We start from the raw sequence: 17,140 nt of genomic DNA, 5'->3' as shown, positions 1-17,140 counted from the left end.
TGACCGACTTACATCCGGTTCAACCACTCGGGCGGCTGCTCTTCTTCCTCTTCCTGCCCAGCAAGACCTTCCTTCGGCGGAACAATCAGGTCCTCCCGTGCCACACCCAGGGCAACCAGCAGGTTTGCTGACACATAGATGGATGAGTAGGTACCCACCACCACACCGATGATGAGAGCCAGCGCAAAGTTGTTGATCGCTTCACCACCCAGGAAGTACAGGGCGAACAGCACCACCAATGTCGTACCGGACGTGTTGATGGTCCGGCTGATGGTCTGGTGAATGGACTCGTTGATGATGTGCTCGGAGCCCCCTTCACGCATCTTGCGGAAATTCTCGCGAATCCGGTCCGCCACCACGATGGTATCGTTAAGGGAATAACCGATAACCGCAAGCAACGCTGCAAGCACACTGAGGTCGAACGTCCACTGGAACAGGGCAAACACACCCAGAACAATGATGACGTCGTGGGCCAGTGGCACAACAGAGGCAATACCGAACTTGAACTGGAACCGCATACCGACGTAAATCAGCACCACTGCCAGCGCAATGAGCATTCCCAGACCACTGTCTTCCTTCAGCTCGTCGCCAACCTGGGAGCCGACAAATTCGGAGCTCACCAGTTCAAGCTCATTACCACCAGCCGACAACGCGGCCGTGACTTCAGCGGCCAACTTGTCGTTCTCGGACTCCGCCATCCGCACCAGCACTGTGGTGTCCGAACCAAAGTTCTGGACCACAAACTGCTCATATCCCGCGCCTTCCAACGTCTGGCGAACATTGTCCAGAGCGGGCGCCTGCTGGTATTCCAGCTCAACGGAGGTACCACCGGTAAAGTCCAGCCCGAGGTTCAGGCCGCGCACTGCCAGCAACGCAATGGAAGCAACAATCAGCGCAATGGACACAACGGAAGCAATCTTCCGAAAGCCCATAAAATCGATAGGTTTCTTCTCAACTTCAGACATTGGCCAGTTTCCCCCCAATCGACAGCTTATCAACCTGTCGACCGCCGTATACAAGATTTACGATGCTGCGACTGACCATCAGCCCGGAGAACATCGACGTAAGAATACCGATCGACAGTGTCACCGCGAACCCTTTCACCGGGCCGGACCCCATGGCGAACAGGATCACCGCCACCAACAGGGTGGTGATATTGGCATCAAAAATCGAAACGAAGGCCCGGGAATAACCGGAGTTTATCGCCGACTGCGGCGGTATGCCCGATTTCAACTCTTCCTTTATACGCTCGAAGATAAGCACGTTGGCGTCAACCGCCATACCCACCGTCAGCACGATACCGGCAATACCCGGCAGCGTCAGGGTTGCTGAGAGAATCGACATGCAGGCGATCAGCAGCATCAGGTTAAGCGTCAACGCAATGTTGGCGATCACACCAAAGCCACGGTAGTACACCACCATGTAGCAGAGAACCAACACAAAGCCGAGCAGGACCGACATCATGCCGGCATCAATGTTCTTCTGCCCAAGGCTGGGACCAATCGTCCGCTCTTGAACAAAGTACATTGGCGCAGCCAACGAACCGGCTCGCAGCAGCAATGCCAACTCCGCCGCTTCCGGGATGGAATCCAGCCCGGTAATCCGGAAACTGCTTCCCAGCGCAGACTGGATCGTCGCCAGGCTGATGATGCCCTTCTCGACAACGCGGTTGTCGACCGTGCGGGTTTCACCATCCACAACCACTTCTTCCGTCTCTGTCCGGTATTCGATAAACAGGACCGCCATGCGACGCCCAATGGCGTTGCGGGTTGCACGGTTCATCAGATCGCCGCCCACCGAGTCCATGGTGATGTTGACCTGTGGCTGGCCGTTCTCGTCGAAGGCCTGCTGTGCGTTAGAGACATTGTCACCGGTGACGATCACTTCCCGCTCAAGACGGGCTTCACGGTTAGGGTTGTCACGGAACGGGAACGTCTCGATATCAGCTGATGACGCATCCTGGCGGGCCTCAAGACGGAACTCCAGGTTGGCAGTAGCACCCAGTACACGCTTTGCCGCAGCGGTATCCTGCACACCAGGCAATTCCACAATGATGCGGTCCGCACCCTGGCGCTGCACCAGAGGCTCCGCCACGCCAAGTTCGTTGACCCGGTTACGGATGGTGGTCAGGTTCTGCTCCAGTGCGTAGTCCTGTATGGACTTCACTTCGGCTTCCGACATAGACAGCACCAGCAGGTACTCACCTTCCTCTGTCTGCTCATCGAGCAGGAACTGGTTATACTGGTCACGGATCAGGTCAAATGCTTCGCTGCGGGAACTTTCGTCGCGGAAGCTCAGAACAATGGAACGGTTGCCTTCCACATCGCCACCGCGGTAGCGCACACGCTCTTCACGCAATTCGCGCTTGATCTGACCAGACATGGCTTCGAGGCGCTGGTCGACGGCGGTTTCCATATCCACTTCCAACAGGAAGTGAACACCACCACGCAGGTCGAGGCCGAGCTTCATCGGGCCCGCACCCAGGCTTTCCAGCCATCCCGGTGTTGACGGCGCCATATTCAGGGCTACCAGATAATCCCTTCCAAGCGCCTCTTGCACTACCGGCCGAGCCCTCAGCTGGGATTCGGCGTCGTTCAGGCGAATCAGGGCGTCGCGCTCCTGCAACTCGGATTCCTTGACCTGGATCCCCTTGGCTTCGAGTGCATCAACAGCCCTGTCGAGAATCCGCTGATCGACTTCGGTACTGCTCCGGGCACCGGTGATCTGTACGGCAAAGTCGTCAGGAAAGACGTTAGGCAAGGCATAGACGAACCCGATCACCAGCGCGATCACGATAACCAGGTTTTTCCAGAGCGGATACTTGTTCAGCATGGTGTCCCTTTAAGCCGGCCAGTCGGCCGGCTGTGATGTTTCAGCTTGGCAAATTCAGACCTGAGTCGAAAACCGGTCGATCAGATGTCCTTCAGAGTTCCTTTCGGAAGTGCCGCTGCAACAGCAACTTTCTGAACCTTGATCTCAACGTTGTCAGCGATTTCAACCACGATAAAGTCATCGGAAACCTTGGTGATCTTGCCGGCCACACCGCCGGAGGTAACCACTTCATCGCCTTTGTTCAGGCCAGCCATCAGCGCCTTGTGCTCTTTCGCACGCTTGGACTGGGGACGCCAGATCAGGAAATAGAAAATCAGGATAAAGCCGGCAAAGAAGATCACCTGCCCCATCACTCCCATACCCTGGGCACCCGCATCCTGTGCCATGGCCAGTGCCGGCATCGCAGCAAAGAGTGCAGCAACAAGTAACTTGATTGATTTCATTGACTATCTCCGTTTTTAAGAAAAGTTCAGGTAGCGGTTCAGAATCGGCTTATCCCGCGGTCACTGCGCCATTGGAGGCACGGTTTCACCGCGGCGGGCATAGAAGTCGCTAATAAAGTCCGACAATGTACCTGCTTCAATTGCGCCACGCAATCCAGCCATCACGTTCTGGTAGTACCGCAGATTGTGGATAGTATTGAGTTGCGAGCCGAGCATTTCTCCACATTTATCGAGGTGATGCAGATAACTTCTCGAAAAGTTCTCGCAGGTGTAGCAGTCGCATTGATCGTCCAGCGGCGCGGTATCGTGCCGGTGCCTGGCGTTACGGATCTTGATGATGCCGGTGGAGGTAAACAGGTAACCGTTGCGCGCGTTTCTCGTGGGCATTACGCAGTCAAACATGTCTACGCCGCGGCGCACTGCTTCCACAAGATCCTCGGGCCGCCCTACGCCCATCAGGTAACGGGGGCGGTCTTCCGGCATTTTGGGTGGCAGATGATCCAGGATACGGATCATATCCTCTTTGGGCTCGCCCACCGACAATCCACCTATGGCGTAGCCGTCGAATCCGATCTCCGTCAGCCCTTCCAGTGAGCGGTCCCGCAGCGATTCGTACATCCCTCCCTGAACGATGCCGAACAGCGCGGCCGGATTACCAGCGTGTGCCTGTTTGCTCCGGGCAGCCCAACGCAGGGACAGCTCCATAGACTCACTCGCCTGCTTCTCAGTGGCCGGGTACGGCGTACACTCGTCAAAAATCATCACGATGTCCGACCCGAGATCGCGCTGCACCTGCATGGCGATTTCCGGTGACAGCTCTACCGGTGAGCCATCGATTGGCGAACGGAACGTCACGCCCGCTTCGGTGATTTTGCGCATTTCGCCCAGGCTGAACACCTGGAAGCCGCCGGAATCTGTGAGGATCGGGCCTTGCCACTGGGTAAAGTCATGCAAATCGCCATGGGCCTTCACCACTTCCGTACCCGGCCGTAGCATCAGGTGGAAGGTGTTGCCAAGGATGATCTCGGCCCCGATATCCTTGATGTCCCTCGGCAGCATACCCTTGACGGTGCCGTAGGTGCCCACCGGCATGAAAGCCGGGGTTTCCACCGTACCCCGGGGAAAGGTCAGGCGCCCGCGTCGTGCACGGCCATCTTCCCCGAGTTTTTCAAAGGACATATAACACTGGTCACTCATCATCGTTCTCCGGATTCTGGCTGCCCTTCCCTGAACAGGAAGAGAGGGCGCCCAGGCTTGGCTCCTGCGCTGTGATAAACATCGCATCACCGTAACTGAAAAAGCGGTAACGCTCGGCGACAGCCGCTTGATAGGCCGACATCACGTTCTGATAACCGGCGAATGCGCTAACCAGCATGATCAGCGTTGACTCCGGTAAGTGAAAGTTCGTCACCATGGCGTCCACGGTCTGGAAACGATAGCCGGGGTAAATAAAGATGTCGGTTTCGCCCTGAAAAGGTCGAACCACCCCACCACGACTGGCGGATTCCAGGGACCGCACAGAGGTGGTACCAACGGCTACGACACGACCTCCCCGGGCGCGGGCTGCATTCACCGCATCAACCGTTTCTTGCGATACATGGGCCACTTCACTGTGCATCACATGATCTTCAATACCCTCCACACGCACCGGCTGGAATGTGCCAGCGCCCACGTGCAAGGTTACAAACGCGGTTTCAATGCCCCGCGATTCAAGCTCGGCCAGAATCCGGTCATCAAAATGCAGGCCGGCGGTCGGAGCCGCCACCGCACCGGCTTCTCGGGCGTACACCGTCTGGTAGCGTTCGCGGTCCGAGGATTCATCCGGGCGATCCACGTAGGGAGGCAGCGGCATATGACCGATCCGCTCAAGAACCTCAAGGACGGGTTCGTCGCTGTCACACTGCAGGTGAAACAACGCATCATCCCTTCCGCTCATCCGTAGCGCTGTGCCATCTTCAAGCAGCACTTTCTGGCCTTCTTTTAGAGCTTTGGAGGCCCGTACGTGAGCGAGAATGTCGTGCTCTCCAAGTACACGTTCAACCAGCACTTCCACCTGACCGCCGGTTTCCTTGCGGCCAAAAAGGCGCGCGGGAATCACTCGCGTGTCGTTGAAGACCAGTAGGTCGCCCGGCTGAAGCAGGCCTGGAAGATCGGTAAACCGTAAGTGCCTGGTGTCACCGGACAGCCCATCGAGACTGAGCAACCGGGACGCACTGCGCTCTTTGAGGGGATACCGGGCGATAAGCTCATCCGGTAGATCAAAGTGAAAATCGGAGACGTTCATTGGATGGACTGTTTACACCGCACTGTGCGGATCGTAAATGGTAGCGGCGGGCGGACTCGAACCGCCACGGGTTTTACCCCAACGGATTTTGAATCCGTCGTGTCTACCAATTTCACCACGCCGCCATCGGAGAGTGCTGGGGATTATACTGAGGTTGAATCTGAAAGCAATAACAAGTGCCGGACTTCCTTGTTCCGGCAGGCTTTTTACAAGCGATCGAACAACGACAGCTGAGAGACCTGGGCAAATGATTGCTGTGCAGCCTGCAGCACGAAGCTCTGGAAGCTCAGGTTGCTGATAGCTTCGGCGTAGTCCACGTCACGCAGTTGCGAACGAATGTCCTCACTGTACACAGACGAGTCTTCCAGGAACGATTTGGTAGAGTCCACGGCGTTCAGGCGCCCGCCGATTTCCGTTTGCTTCTGCACAATGCTTTCCTGGGCATTGTCCAGATTCTGCAAAGACGCTGCGATCAGGTCGTCATAGGCCGCCTGCCCGGCCGGCGAACCTTTGTCGATGTTATCGAGGCCGTCAATCAGGTTTTCGATGGTGGCAAAAACCGACTGCCTCTCCCCCGCGCGAAGGGTGAACTCATCGCCATCGCCCGCATCGGTAATCGTCGCCTGCACACCGGCAACTTCGAAGGACTCACCACTGGTATACGCCGCCGGAGTCACAGTCAGGGGATCGCCGGTGCGGCTATTCACAGCACTGACCGTTCCCGCAACGGTATCAACGGTAATGGTGATATCGTCCGGTGAAACCGCCGACAGTGCGCCATCATTGATCACCTGAATACCATCGATTCGAGCGGCGGCTGCATTGCCAGGGTCACTCTCGGCAAACACTGCTGCGGGAACCGAAGAGTAGATGCCTTTACCATGATCGCTGATAGGCACCGTTACGCCATCGTCGATCTCCAGCACCCGCTGGCCCTCATCACCCTGGTACACCCAACTGCCGGATGCGTCTTTCCCAAAAGCCGCGGTGGAACCCTGGAAACCACTAAAAATGTACTCGCCGGACGCATCACGGGTATTGGCGATGTTGGCCAGCTGCCCGATGCGCTCTTTCATTTCCGAGGAGATGGATTTGCGATCATTCGGTGACAGCGAGCCGTTACCAGCCTGGACGGTCAGCTCCCGTATCCGCTGGATAACATCCACCGAACTGGCCAACGCGCTTTCCTCCTGCTGCAACCGGTTTTCTGCGAGCCCAGCGTTGCGCTGATAGGTCTCGATCCGGGACAGCTCCTGATCAAGCTTCAGGATACGCGCCGCCGCAACCGGGTCGTCTGACGGTTTATTGACCCGCTTGCCCGTCGAAATCTGCTCCTGGGTCTGGTTCAGGCTGCTATTCAGTTCCTGCAGCCGGTTTATACCGCCGGAGAATATCTGTTGTGATGAAATTCTGATCATGTCACATCACCTCGCACTGTTACCGGAAACTCTGTAACAGGGTATTGAACAAATCCTGAGCCACGCTCACCACCTGGGCGGACGCGTTGTAAGCCGCCTGATACTGGATCAGCTTGCCGGCCTCTTCGTCCAGGTTGACGCCAGAGACGGATTCCCGCTGATTGGTGGACTGCTCCAGTAGCGTGCTACCGGCGTCTTTATCCAGCTGGCTCTGTCGGGTTTTCACACCAACAGCTTCCACCAACCCTGCGTAGCCTTCAGCAAAACTCTGGCTACCGCTGTTAAGGGTATTCTCGGTTCCCAACGCCGCCAGGAACTCAGCATTGCGGTTGTCCGATACACCGTTGGAGTTGTAATTGATGCTGAACGAATCCCCGGGCCTCGGGTTGCCGGAGATCTCGAACTGAAAGCCGAAATAGTCCGGCGAACGCGGATCCTCAGTGAACAGCTTATTGGACTGGCCTGACTGGAACACATTGACCGGAGGCACGGCCGCGGCATCACCGGCCTGCAGCACCGTGTTCGTATTGGCGTCGACAATGTCATAGACCAACTGGCCACCATCGTCCCGGAACTGAATATCCAGCGGTGGGTCCAGTTGTCCGTCCTGTCGGAAATTGCTCAGCAACGAATTGGTAAACGGATCCCTGACATCCAGCATCTTGCCCTGGTTGATCGTGGCATCGCCGGTATTGCTGGCAGAACCTTCCGCCCTTACCGGGCTTGCAAATGCAAGGTCCTCTTCACGATCGAGTTCCAGGCCGATATTGGCCGCCGCGTTCCGGGTCGGCTCGATCAGGAAGCTGTCACCGGCATTGAAGGTGCCCCCTTCGATACGGATATTGAACCCCGGCATGGATATTTCGGACTGAACAGGGTCCGGCAGGCGGCCTTGGTTAACCACCTCACCCGTGGCACGATCCACCAACTCGAAATCCCGACCGTCGCCACCAAACCGCAACGACCAACTGCCCGCGGGAAGCTGGGAACTGTCGATAATTTCGACCGCAAGCTGAGCGTCCCGCGGAGCTCCGTTACTGGTATTGGCAATTACCCGGCCGCGTTGGGCCGCCTGGGAGTTGACGTCACTGAAAAACAGGCCACCCAGGTCACCCTCAAGGTCCATGCCAATTTCATGCTGATGATTGAGGGTTTCGGACAAGGCAATCGCAACCCGGCCGAGTTCGGCGAAGGCAGGCTGCAGGGCCTCTGACTCAAACCGTTGCAAGCCGCCGAGTTTGCCACCGTTGATTTGGCTGTCCACGTTCAGGGTCCGGCCACCGGTCGTCAGTGTGAATTCCAATCTGGTCGGGTCTTCCGCGTTATCGCGGGTTCCCAGTTGTGCCGCTCTGTCACCAACCACCAACGCCTGCCCATTGCGCAGCGAGACATTCACCTGGCTACCTTCTGCTTGCACCACACTGATGTTGACCAGTTCAGACAACTCACGCAGTTTTTCGTCGCGCTTGTCCAGCAGTTCGTTGGGTTCACGGCCCTGGGCCAAGCCGGGGGATTCGGAGATCGCCAGGTTCAGCTGTGCAATGCTTTTCAATAGCGTATTGGCGTCCTTGACGCCCTGCTCCATCTGGGTCTTGACGGATTCCCGCTGTTGAATGAACTCCTGATTCAGGGCCTCAAATCGGTTTACCACCTGTTGCGCCTCGCTCAACACCAATTGGCGCTGGGGCAATGAGGCCGGATCTTCTGCAGCATTCTGCAGGCTCGCGAAGAAATTGTTCAGAGCATTGCTCAAGCCGGTTGTTTCGCCGCCAAGCAGGTTGTCCAGTCGGGACAACTCCGAGTTCAGTGCTTCCTGCTCACCGAACAAAGAGCTGTCTTCACGCACCTGTTGCGTCAGATATTCGTTCGCCAGGCGACGGATGTTGGTGATGCTGACACCAGTGCCGATAGAGCCCGCGCCGGTGCGTTGCGCCGACTGGGTTTCAAATTGCACCTCCTGACGGCTGTAGCCCGGCGTGTTGGCATTGGTGATGTTGTTACCGGTGGTGTTCAGCGCCGCCTGGTGTCCGAGGATACCGGTCAGACCAATATTGATAAGCCCTGCCATAATGCTTACTCCTCAGCCCCACGCGTACCCATGGACAACCTTGCCATGGAGTCATTATTCATAATGCGGCGAATCTTGGCACCGTAGTTCGGATCGGTGGCATAACCCGCTTCCTGAAGCCGGTTTGCAAACAACTCGGGATCATCCGCGGCCGCCAGCACATCCCGATAACGGGGATTGGATTCGAGGAACGAGACATAATCCCGGAAGCTGGATTCATAGTCCGGGTAGGCCCGGAACGCGGCCCGTTCGTTCATCGGCACGCCTTCGCGGAATTCCGTGGTGGCAATGTTCACTGATTCACCCTGCCAGCGGGTGTCTGCCTTGATACCGAACAGGTTAAAGCTGGGAGAACCACCGTCGCCTTCAATCATGTGTCTGCCCCAACCGGTCTCCAGTGCTGCCTGTGCAATCATCAACCTCGGGTTGATGCCGCTTTGCGCCGCTACCTTTTCCGCGACGGGCAGGAGTTCACGAACAAACTGTTCCGGTGAGTCGAACCGGCTTGGCATGACGGTGCTGACTTCCTTTGCAGGCTCTTTGCGGGCGGTGTCAGCCACCTGATTCACCTTGTTCATCTGCTCAGGCAGGCGCGGCGAAAGTACCGGCATGCTACGGTCATAATCCGCCAGCGCGGTCTTATGGGCCGCCATCGGCTCACCCTTCTCATCCATGCCAGGAATCTGCCGGCTAAGCTGGCGCACCAGGGCATCGGATATACCGGTGCCCTGCTTTTGCGATAGCGTCAGGCTCAACTGGCTGTCGAACATCTCTCGATAGAACTCCGACTGCTGACTGTTGAGGTAGTTACCCTCCGCAAACACATCACCGGCCTTGCGCATCGCTTTGACCATTTCCGACAGGAACAGGCCTTCAAACTGCTTCGCCACTTCCTCAAGCGCCGCTTCCTTGTCGGTCCTGGCCTGGGCCTTCAACGCGTTCAGGCCGCCGAAATCGGTATAAACCTGGGCCTTCTGGAGACTGGAATCCTGCATCACGCCCCCTAAATCACAATCAGCTCAGCGCGCAAGGCACCGGCCTGTTTGAGGGCTTCGAGCACCGCCATTACGTCACCGGGCGCCGCGCCTACCTGGTTCACGGCCTGGACAATCTCGTTCAGGGTGACCGCCGGGCCAAACTGGAACATCCGGGCCGGGTCTTCGGTAATGGCGATCTGGGTATTGGGCTCGATCACCGTTTCACCATCGGTGAACGGGTTTGGCTGATTGGCTTCGGGATTCTCTTCAATGGTGACGGTCAGGTTACCGTGGGTCACCGCCGCCGGGCTGACCTTGACGTTCTGCCCGACCACAATGGTGCCGGTGCGGCTGTTGATCACCACCTTGGCGGCGTCTTCCGCCGGATTAACCTCAATGTTTTCCAGAATCGACAGAAAGCTTACGCGCTGGGATGGGTCCCTCGGCGCCTTGACGGAGACCGAGGTCGCATCGTGGGCATACGCCATGTCCGGGCCCAAATGACCATTAATCGCTTCCACCACCCGGCGAGCCGTCGTGAAGTCAGCTCGCAACAGGTTGAAGGTGATGGTATCGCCACGGGTAAAGGGCGACATCACTTCCCGCTCGATGGTGGCGCCATTGGGAATCCGGCCAACGCTGGGAACGTTTACTGTAATCCGCGAACCATCGGCGCCCTGGGCACCGAAGCCCCCCACCACCAGGCTACCCTGAGCCATGGCATAGACCTGATTGTCGGCCCCCTTTAACGGCGACATCAACAGGGTACCGCCACGCAGGCTGTCGGCATTGCCAATAGACGACACTGTGATGTCCAGTTCCTGGCCTGGCTTGGCGAAGGGCGGCAGATTCGCGGTAATGGTAACCGCAGCCACATTGGCAAGATTGGGGTTCACGCCCGGCGGCAGGGTAATGCCGAACTGGGTCATCATGTTGCGAAAGGTCTGGTTGGTAAACGGCGCTTTATCACCAGTACCGTCCAGGCCAACCACCAGCCCGTAGCCGACCAGTTGGTTGTTACGCACACCCTTGATGCGCGCCAGATCCTTCAGGCGGTCCGCCAGCACCGGCGCTGCGATCACGGAAAGCGCAATCATCAGTATCCCAAACCTCAGCATTTTCATAGCGGGAACCACTCACTGTTGAAGAACCTCGCCAGCCAGCCCATCTGGTTAGCCTGGTCGAAATCACCGGTACCGCCGTAGGCAATACGGGCATCAGCAATACGATTGGACGCCACGGTGTTGTCCGGCGAGATATCCTCCGGCCGAACAAGACCGGTCAGGCGGATATACTCATCGCCGTTGGTCAGCGACAGCCATTTCTCGCCACGGATATGGAGAACGCCATTTGGCAGGACTTCCGTGACGGTTACGGTGATATTGCCGTTCAGGCTGTTGCTCTGATCCGCTTCCGCCTGGCCTTCAAAATCACGTTCCAGATCAATGTCGGTGCCCAGGTCAAGATTGCTTCGGCCCAGAATGCGCGGGTCCAAAATGGAAATCTCATTGTCTTTGGTAATGCTGCTTTCAGCGTTCTTGCTGGCGCGGGTCGACTCTTCGAGGGTTACCGTGAGGATGTCACCGACGTTCAAAGCCACGGTATCGCCATAGAGACTGTAGTTCCGCGAGGACTGGTAGATAGCGCCGGATTCCGGGTCCCGCTGCATCATTGCCTCGGCACGAACTGGCGCGTATTGCGGATCATCCGGAACAGCCCTTGGCCGGCTCATGGCGGTACACCCCTGAAGGACAACCAAGATCGCCACCAGCGCAAAGGTGCCGCCGTGATGTCTGGTCGTTCTGTTGTTGGTAATAATGGGTGTCATGATTCCCCCTTCCTGCCGTCCGCTACCGGTTAACCAATGTTGTTGGTGATGAACTGCAGCATCTGGTCGGTTGCGGAGACCACTTTTGAGTTCATTTCATAGGCGCGCTGGGTGGTGATCATATTCACCAACTCTTCCACCACTTCCACGTTGGAGGCCTCCACCATGCCCTGCTCCAGTGTGCCCAGGCCGCCGATACCAGGCTCGCCCTCGGCGGGATCACCACTGGCGTTGGTTGCTTTGAACAGGTTGTTACCGATTGCCTGCAGGCCCTGGGGGTTAATGAAATCAACCAGGGTAATTTCGCCCAGGTTGACCGGGGCCGCCTGGTCATCGGTAACCGCCGTTACTGTGCCGTCCTTGCCGATGGTGATATTGGTGGCGTTCTCCGGAACGTTGATGTTCGGCTCCAGGGTGTAACCGTCGGGGTTGACGATGTCGCCGTTGGAGTTCAGCTGGAATTGACCATCACGGGTATAGGCAATCTGCCCGTCCGGGAGCAGGATCTGCATGAATCCGCGGCCGTTCACCGCCATGTCCAGAGGCTGCTCGGTGACTTCCAGGTTGCCCTGGGAAAACTGCTTGGAGGTGCCGACGATGCGAACACCGGTACCCAGCTGGAGACCGGACGGCAGCTCCGAGTTCTGGGTATTCAGACCACCGGGTTGCCGGTCGATCTGGTACAGCAGATCCTGAAACACCGCGCGGTCGCGTTTGAAACCGGTGGTGTTCACGTTGGCCAGGTTGTTTGAGATCGTGGACATATTGGTGTCCTGCGCGCTCAACCCGGTTTTGCTGACCCAAAGTGCTGGATGCATGTCGTCTACTCCTTGCCGGGGGCGTCTTCAATGCGGCCGATTTTTGCCGCTTCTGCGCTCACCCGGACGATGTTCATAGGATTTATCAAAGGTTCTGCAACAGTCGTGCCGACGCCTCGGCATTCTCGTTGGCGGTGGTCATTATCTTTACCTGCATCTCATACTGACGGGACAACTGCAGGTTGGAGATCATCTCCTCCACGGCGTTCACGTTAGAGCTTTCCAGAAACCCCGACGCGACGCGCATATTGGCATCAGGCGGCTCTGGACCATCCAGCGCCTGGTCCGCCTTGCGACGGATAAAGCCATCTGCACCTTTTTCCAGCGCGTCCCGGGGTGGGTTCACCAGCTTCAGTCGATCCACCTCAACCAACTGGTCCGGCGGACCGCCAACAGGAACCACGGAAATGGTTCCGTCCGCGCCAATCTGCACGTTATCGAACGGCGGCAGTGCCACCGGTCCGCCATTACCCATGACCATCTCTCCGCTGGAGAGACGCATCAGGCCATTGACGTCGATCTGCATGCTGCCGGAACGGGTGAATACTTCCTCGCCCTGCTGATTCTGCACGGCCAGCCAGCCATCACCTTCAACGGCGACATCCAGCTTGCGGCCAGTGTCCATCAATGCACCGGCGGAAAGGTCTGTTCCAGGCCTCTCGGCCATGGCATAGGCACGGGTGGGATGATGCTCACCAAAAACCGGCATACTGCGGGCCTGGGCAAAATCCGCCTTGAAACCGGTGGTACTGACGTTTGCCAGGTTATTGGCGTGGGCGCGCTGGGACAGCATGTTCTGCTTGGCGCCGGACATTCCTATATAGAGGGCTTTGTCCATGGGAAAACTCCTGCCGGAATATTGACTGTTTCCAGTCTTTCCTATGTTCTAGCAGGAGTTGTGCCATGTTCACATTTCAGGATTAGCGGAGGTTGATCACCGTCTGGGTGACGGCGTCGGAGGTCTCGATCGTCTTGGCGTTGGCCTGGTAATTACGCTGGGCAATGATCAGGTTTACCAGTTCCGCCGACAGGTCCACGTTGGACTCCTCGATGGAGCTGGCTTTGATCGACCCCAGGGTCCCGGTATCAGGCGCACCGATAATCGGTTGGCCGGACTCGAAGGTTTCAACCCAGGTGGTTTCGCCCACCGGCGACAGACCGTTGGTATTGTTGAATGAAGCCAACGCTACCTGTCCCAAGGACTGGGATTGACCGTTGGTGTACCGGGCAAACAGAACACCCTGGTCCGACACATCCAGACCCGACAGCCTGCCGGTGGCATACCCGTTCTGACGCTGGTCGTTTACCCCAAAGTTACTCCCGTACTGGGTGGTATTGCCAAGGTCCAGCACGAAGGCCGAAGTGGTCGGCGGCTCTGGAATTGGCGTGGTGATATTATCACCCAGTCCTGGAGGGCCATCTGCGCCGTTCGGAGTGCCGTCGGCATCTTTCGGCGTCCAGTCACTGATCAGAATCTCGCCGTTGGGATCACCGTTCACGGACTGCAACTCGCCGTCCTGATCAAAGCGAGCCTGGTACGGGTTCTGATCGGTTCCGGCCACGAACTCACCGTCGATCTGCAGGTATACGGACCATTCACTCACACCCACACCATTACCTGGGGCGGGTTGCTTCACATAGAACTGGGTCATCTCGTGAGAGTTGCCCAGGCTGTCGTAAACGGTGGTCGATGTTGCGTGATTGTAGGTACGCTGATCCAACGGATTGAACTGGTTGGTGATCTCAATGTTGCGCGCGTTCCATGAATCCGTGAGGTTCGTGGCACCGCTGGTTGACGCAATATCGGTAATCTCACGATCGGCCTGTGGCCTCACCGTGCCAACGGTTGTCTCCGGCGCCTGGTTCGGGCCGTCGCTGGTAAAACCGGCGGTGACGTTGTTGCCGCGGTTGTCGATCAGCCTCAGGTTACCGCCTGTGAGTGACGCCGAGATTGTCGGCGCCTGGGCGTTGTTGATCGCACTGACCAGCGAAGCGGCATCGGTCACACCCGTCGTATCCACGGGCACAGTAACCCCGCCTACCGCAAGGTCAAAGCTGAAGTTGCCAGCCGCAATGGCGGCGTTCAAATCCGCTTCGGACATCCCCTCATAGGTAGTGGTTGCGGAGGCAGAAAGACCGTCCTGCCCATTGAGCACATCCACGACGTCAGCCGCTGAGAAATCAGTCGATCCCGCTGCGTTGATGGGTACGCTCACCACGCTGCCATCTGCGTAGGTGATTTCAAAGGTTTCAGACGGAAAACCGGTGGACCCGGCGGGAGCCGTGTAATCACCCATATCGGCAACTCGGCGTTCCAACACGGTTTCCCGGGAATCCAGGTTCAGGTCCGAGCGCAGGTTGGTCGTACGGCGGGGTGCCAGGTTATCGGTTTCAATCTGCAGGTCACCACGAATACCGGAGAGATTACCGTCATCATCGGCGACGAAACCCTGAACCCGCATGTTCTGGTTGTTGGTGACAAAGCCGTCCTTGTCGATACCGAACTGGCCGGCACGGGAATACCGCACTTCACCGCCGTTGTTCAGCACAAAGAAGCCGTCACCGTTGATGGCAAGGTCAAGGCCGTTATCGGTGAAACTGATATTGCCCTGCCCAAAATTCTGTTTCACATCCTGTACCCGTACACCGTCCCCGATCGGATTGGTGCCGGCACTCAGGAATCCACTGGCATACAAGTCGCCAAACTGCGCCTGGCTGCTCTTGAAGCCTACTGTGCTCGCATTGGCAATGTTGTTACCGGTGACATCCAGATCAACCGATGACGCCCTTAAGCCGCTAAGACCTGTATTGAAAGCCATACTTCACCTCTTACTGTTTCACCGGTTTCAATTAATTTGCTGAACATCTTGCAGAGCGATCGAGCCCATCCCCGCCAGGTTCAGGGTAATGCTGCCACCCTGCCCCAACGACACACTGTCGACATTGGCGCTGACCATGGTGCCCAATTGTTCAAGGCCGCCCGGGTATGAAGCCTCTGCCACCACCTTGTAGCGTCCGGGTGGCAAACTGTTGCCGTTGCCATCCTTGCCGTCCCAGCTGAACGCTGTCTGGCCAGGCTGCTGCTCACCCATATCAATCTGCCGAACCTGCTCACCGGACTCATTCTCAATGGTGATTCTCAGCCCGGATGTGGTTGCCGGAACGGAAACGTTGCCGGATATCTCACCGTCCGCGCCAAGCACGCCAATGGATGACGGTGCCAAGACCGTACGCCCGACCATTGCAGAGGCCTGCAGTGCCTGGGTGGAGCGGAACTGGCTGGCCATATCGTCGACACTGCCGGACAGGCTCTGCATTTCCTCCAGGGAGCTGAACTGCGCCAGCTGGGAGATGAATTCGCCATTGTCCTGAGGTTCGAGAGGGTTCTGGTTTTTGAGCTGAGCGATCATCAATTCCATGAACTCGTTCTTGCCCAGCTCACTTCCGCTCTTGGCCTGGTCCTGCTGGACTCGATACTGGCTCAGCACATCCGAAGCGTCTGTCGTGTTATTCACTACGCTCATGATTCAATCCTCGCTCGGTTACTGCTGACCCAGGGTCAGGATACGCTGCATCATGGATTTGGCGCTGTTCATAATGTCCACATTCATCTGGAAGCTGCGCGACGACGACATCATGTCCGCCATTTCTTCAACCACGTTGACGTTGGGGTAGAACACGTACCCATCCTCGTTCGCAGCGGGATGATCAGGCTCGTAGCGCATCTGCAACTCGGCGTCACTCTCGACGATGCCTTCAACCCGAACGCCTGCCCCCGGGCCGTTGTCGCTGCCAAACGCCATGCTCTGCTGAGACGGATTCAGCATGGACTGCTGTATCGCCGCGAAAACAGGCTTGCGGGCGCGATAGGTCTGATCCGTACTGGAACTGGCCGTCTCGGCATTGGCGATGTTGGACGCAGTGGTGTTCAGCCGCAGCGACTGGGCTGTCATACCGGAACCGGCGATGTCGAAAATATTACCCAGAGACATGATGGTGCTCCTCAATTAATGGCTGCGCCCAGTTTTACTGGCCAGAGAGTGCCTTTTTGATGCCTGAAACCTTTCCGTCCAGGAACTGGAAACTGGCCTGGTAATCCATGGCATTACGCATGAAACGGGTTTGCTCCTGCTGGGCATCCACCGTGTTGCCGTCCACGGACGGCTGGTGCGGTACCCGATAGAGCAATTCGCTGTCGGCGCCCATGGGCGAGGTGTCCATGTGGGACTCGTGGGTACGGGTCATGCCGAAACCACTCATGCTGTCCTGGGCCTTCTGCATCATCGCCTGAAAGTCCACATCCCGCGCCTTATAGCCCGGGGTATCTGCGTTGGCGAGGTTGTTGGCCAACACCTCCGCACGCTTTACCCTGCCTTCCAGGGCGTGCTGATGAATGCCTAATGCTTTGTCCAGGGAAATTGCCATAGTGCCTCCGATTCCTGCACACGGCGTTGGTCGTTTTGCCGTTTGTG

16 protein-coding genes and 1 tRNA gene are annotated in these 17,140 nt (G+C 57.4%); all 17 read right to left on the bottom strand.

Translation table 11 applies throughout. From position 1 onward, the window contains the following. Window positions 1–8 precede the first annotated feature (8 nt). On the bottom strand, window positions 9–965 hold the full coding sequence (gene secF / locus AAGD24_RS09630) for a protein translocase subunit SecF (RefSeq protein ID WP_041333189.1): 957 nt from the start codon (window positions 963–965) through the stop codon (window positions 9–11). Next, a complete protein-coding gene (gene secD / locus AAGD24_RS09625; protein ID WP_379867272.1) occupies window positions 958–2,832 on the bottom strand; it encodes a protein translocase subunit SecD in 1,875 nt (624 codons plus the stop codon). Before secD ends, secF begins: the two co-directional genes overlap by 8 nt. Window positions 2,833–2,912: 80 nt before the next feature. After that, on the bottom strand, window positions 2,913–3,275 hold the full coding sequence (gene yajC / locus AAGD24_RS09620) for a preprotein translocase subunit YajC (protein ID WP_036208174.1): 363 nt from the start codon (window positions 3,273–3,275) through the stop codon (window positions 2,913–2,915). A 60-nt stretch (window positions 3,276–3,335) separates the two neighbouring features. After that, window positions 3,336–4,454: a tRNA guanosine(34) transglycosylase Tgt gene (gene tgt / locus AAGD24_RS09615; protein WP_041336522.1), complete on the bottom strand. Its 1,119-nt coding sequence runs from the start codon at window positions 4,452–4,454 to the stop codon at window positions 3,336–3,338. A 10-nt stretch (window positions 4,455–4,464) separates the two neighbouring features. Beyond that, a complete protein-coding gene (queA, locus tag AAGD24_RS09610) occupies window positions 4,465–5,559 on the bottom strand; it encodes a tRNA preQ1(34) S-adenosylmethionine ribosyltransferase-isomerase QueA (protein ID WP_036208178.1) in 1,095 nt (364 codons plus the stop codon). A 38-nt stretch (window positions 5,560–5,597) separates the two neighbouring features. Continuing rightward, window positions 5,598–5,684: transfer RNA gene (locus AAGD24_RS09605), tRNA-Leu, on the bottom strand. 81 nt (window positions 5,685–5,765) lie between these two features. Continuing rightward, entirely contained in the window at window positions 5,766–6,977 is a 1,212-nt protein-coding gene (flgL, locus tag AAGD24_RS09600) for a flagellar hook-associated protein FlgL (RefSeq protein ID WP_041333186.1), read from the bottom strand. A 19-nt stretch (window positions 6,978–6,996) separates the two neighbouring features. Then, window positions 6,997–9,045 (bottom strand): flagellar hook-associated protein FlgK, encoded by a 2,049-nt coding sequence (flgK, locus tag AAGD24_RS09595; protein WP_126812863.1) that lies wholly within the window; start codon window positions 9,043–9,045, stop codon window positions 6,997–6,999. A gap of 5 nt (window positions 9,046–9,050) precedes the next feature. Then, a complete protein-coding gene (gene flgJ, locus AAGD24_RS09590) occupies window positions 9,051–10,040 on the bottom strand; it encodes a flagellar assembly peptidoglycan hydrolase FlgJ (RefSeq protein WP_379867269.1) in 990 nt (329 codons plus the stop codon). Between the two features lie 8 nt (window positions 10,041–10,048). Then, window positions 10,049–11,146, bottom strand: a complete 1,098-nt coding sequence (locus AAGD24_RS09585; RefSeq protein ID WP_126812867.1) for a flagellar basal body P-ring protein FlgI — start codon at window positions 11,144–11,146, stop codon at window positions 10,049–10,051. Beyond that, complete coding sequence (flgH, locus tag AAGD24_RS09580; protein ID WP_085680869.1) at window positions 11,143–11,850, bottom strand: flagellar basal body L-ring protein FlgH; 708 nt, start codon at window positions 11,848–11,850, stop codon at window positions 11,143–11,145. The genes AAGD24_RS09585 and flgH overlap by 4 nt, the downstream gene beginning before the upstream one ends. Window positions 11,851–11,879: 29 nt before the next feature. Then, a complete protein-coding gene (flgG, locus tag AAGD24_RS09575; protein WP_036208192.1) occupies window positions 11,880–12,668 on the bottom strand; it encodes a flagellar basal-body rod protein FlgG in 789 nt (262 codons plus the stop codon). 85 nt (window positions 12,669–12,753) lie between these two features. Next, the gene (locus AAGD24_RS09570) at window positions 12,754–13,506 is read right to left on the bottom strand and encodes a flagellar basal body rod protein FlgF (protein ID WP_036208193.1); all 753 of its coding nucleotides are present in this window, start codon (window positions 13,504–13,506) and stop codon (window positions 12,754–12,756) included. Between the two features lie 82 nt (window positions 13,507–13,588). Continuing rightward, entirely contained in the window at window positions 13,589–15,487 is a 1,899-nt protein-coding gene (locus tag AAGD24_RS09565; protein WP_379867267.1) for a flagellar hook protein FlgE, read from the bottom strand. A gap of 27 nt (window positions 15,488–15,514) precedes the next feature. Continuing rightward, complete coding sequence (locus AAGD24_RS09560; protein WP_036208198.1) at window positions 15,515–16,192, bottom strand: flagellar hook assembly protein FlgD; 678 nt, start codon at window positions 16,190–16,192, stop codon at window positions 15,515–15,517. Between the two features lie 18 nt (window positions 16,193–16,210). After that, window positions 16,211–16,660: a flagellar basal body rod protein FlgC gene (gene flgC, locus AAGD24_RS09555; RefSeq protein ID WP_036208201.1), complete on the bottom strand. Its 450-nt coding sequence runs from the start codon at window positions 16,658–16,660 to the stop codon at window positions 16,211–16,213. A 34-nt stretch (window positions 16,661–16,694) separates the two neighbouring features. Further along, on the bottom strand, window positions 16,695–17,093 hold the full coding sequence (flgB, locus tag AAGD24_RS09550) for a flagellar basal body rod protein FlgB (protein ID WP_036208203.1): 399 nt from the start codon (window positions 17,091–17,093) through the stop codon (window positions 16,695–16,697). Window positions 17,094–17,140 lie beyond the last annotated feature (47 nt).

Source organism: Marinobacter sp. M5B (assembly GCF_042604615.1).
Taxonomy (GTDB): domain Bacteria; phylum Pseudomonadota; class Gammaproteobacteria; order Pseudomonadales; family Oleiphilaceae; genus Marinobacter; species Marinobacter salarius.
Note: the sequence above shows the minus strand (reverse complement) of the source record. Positions and strands in the feature narration are given on the sequence as shown.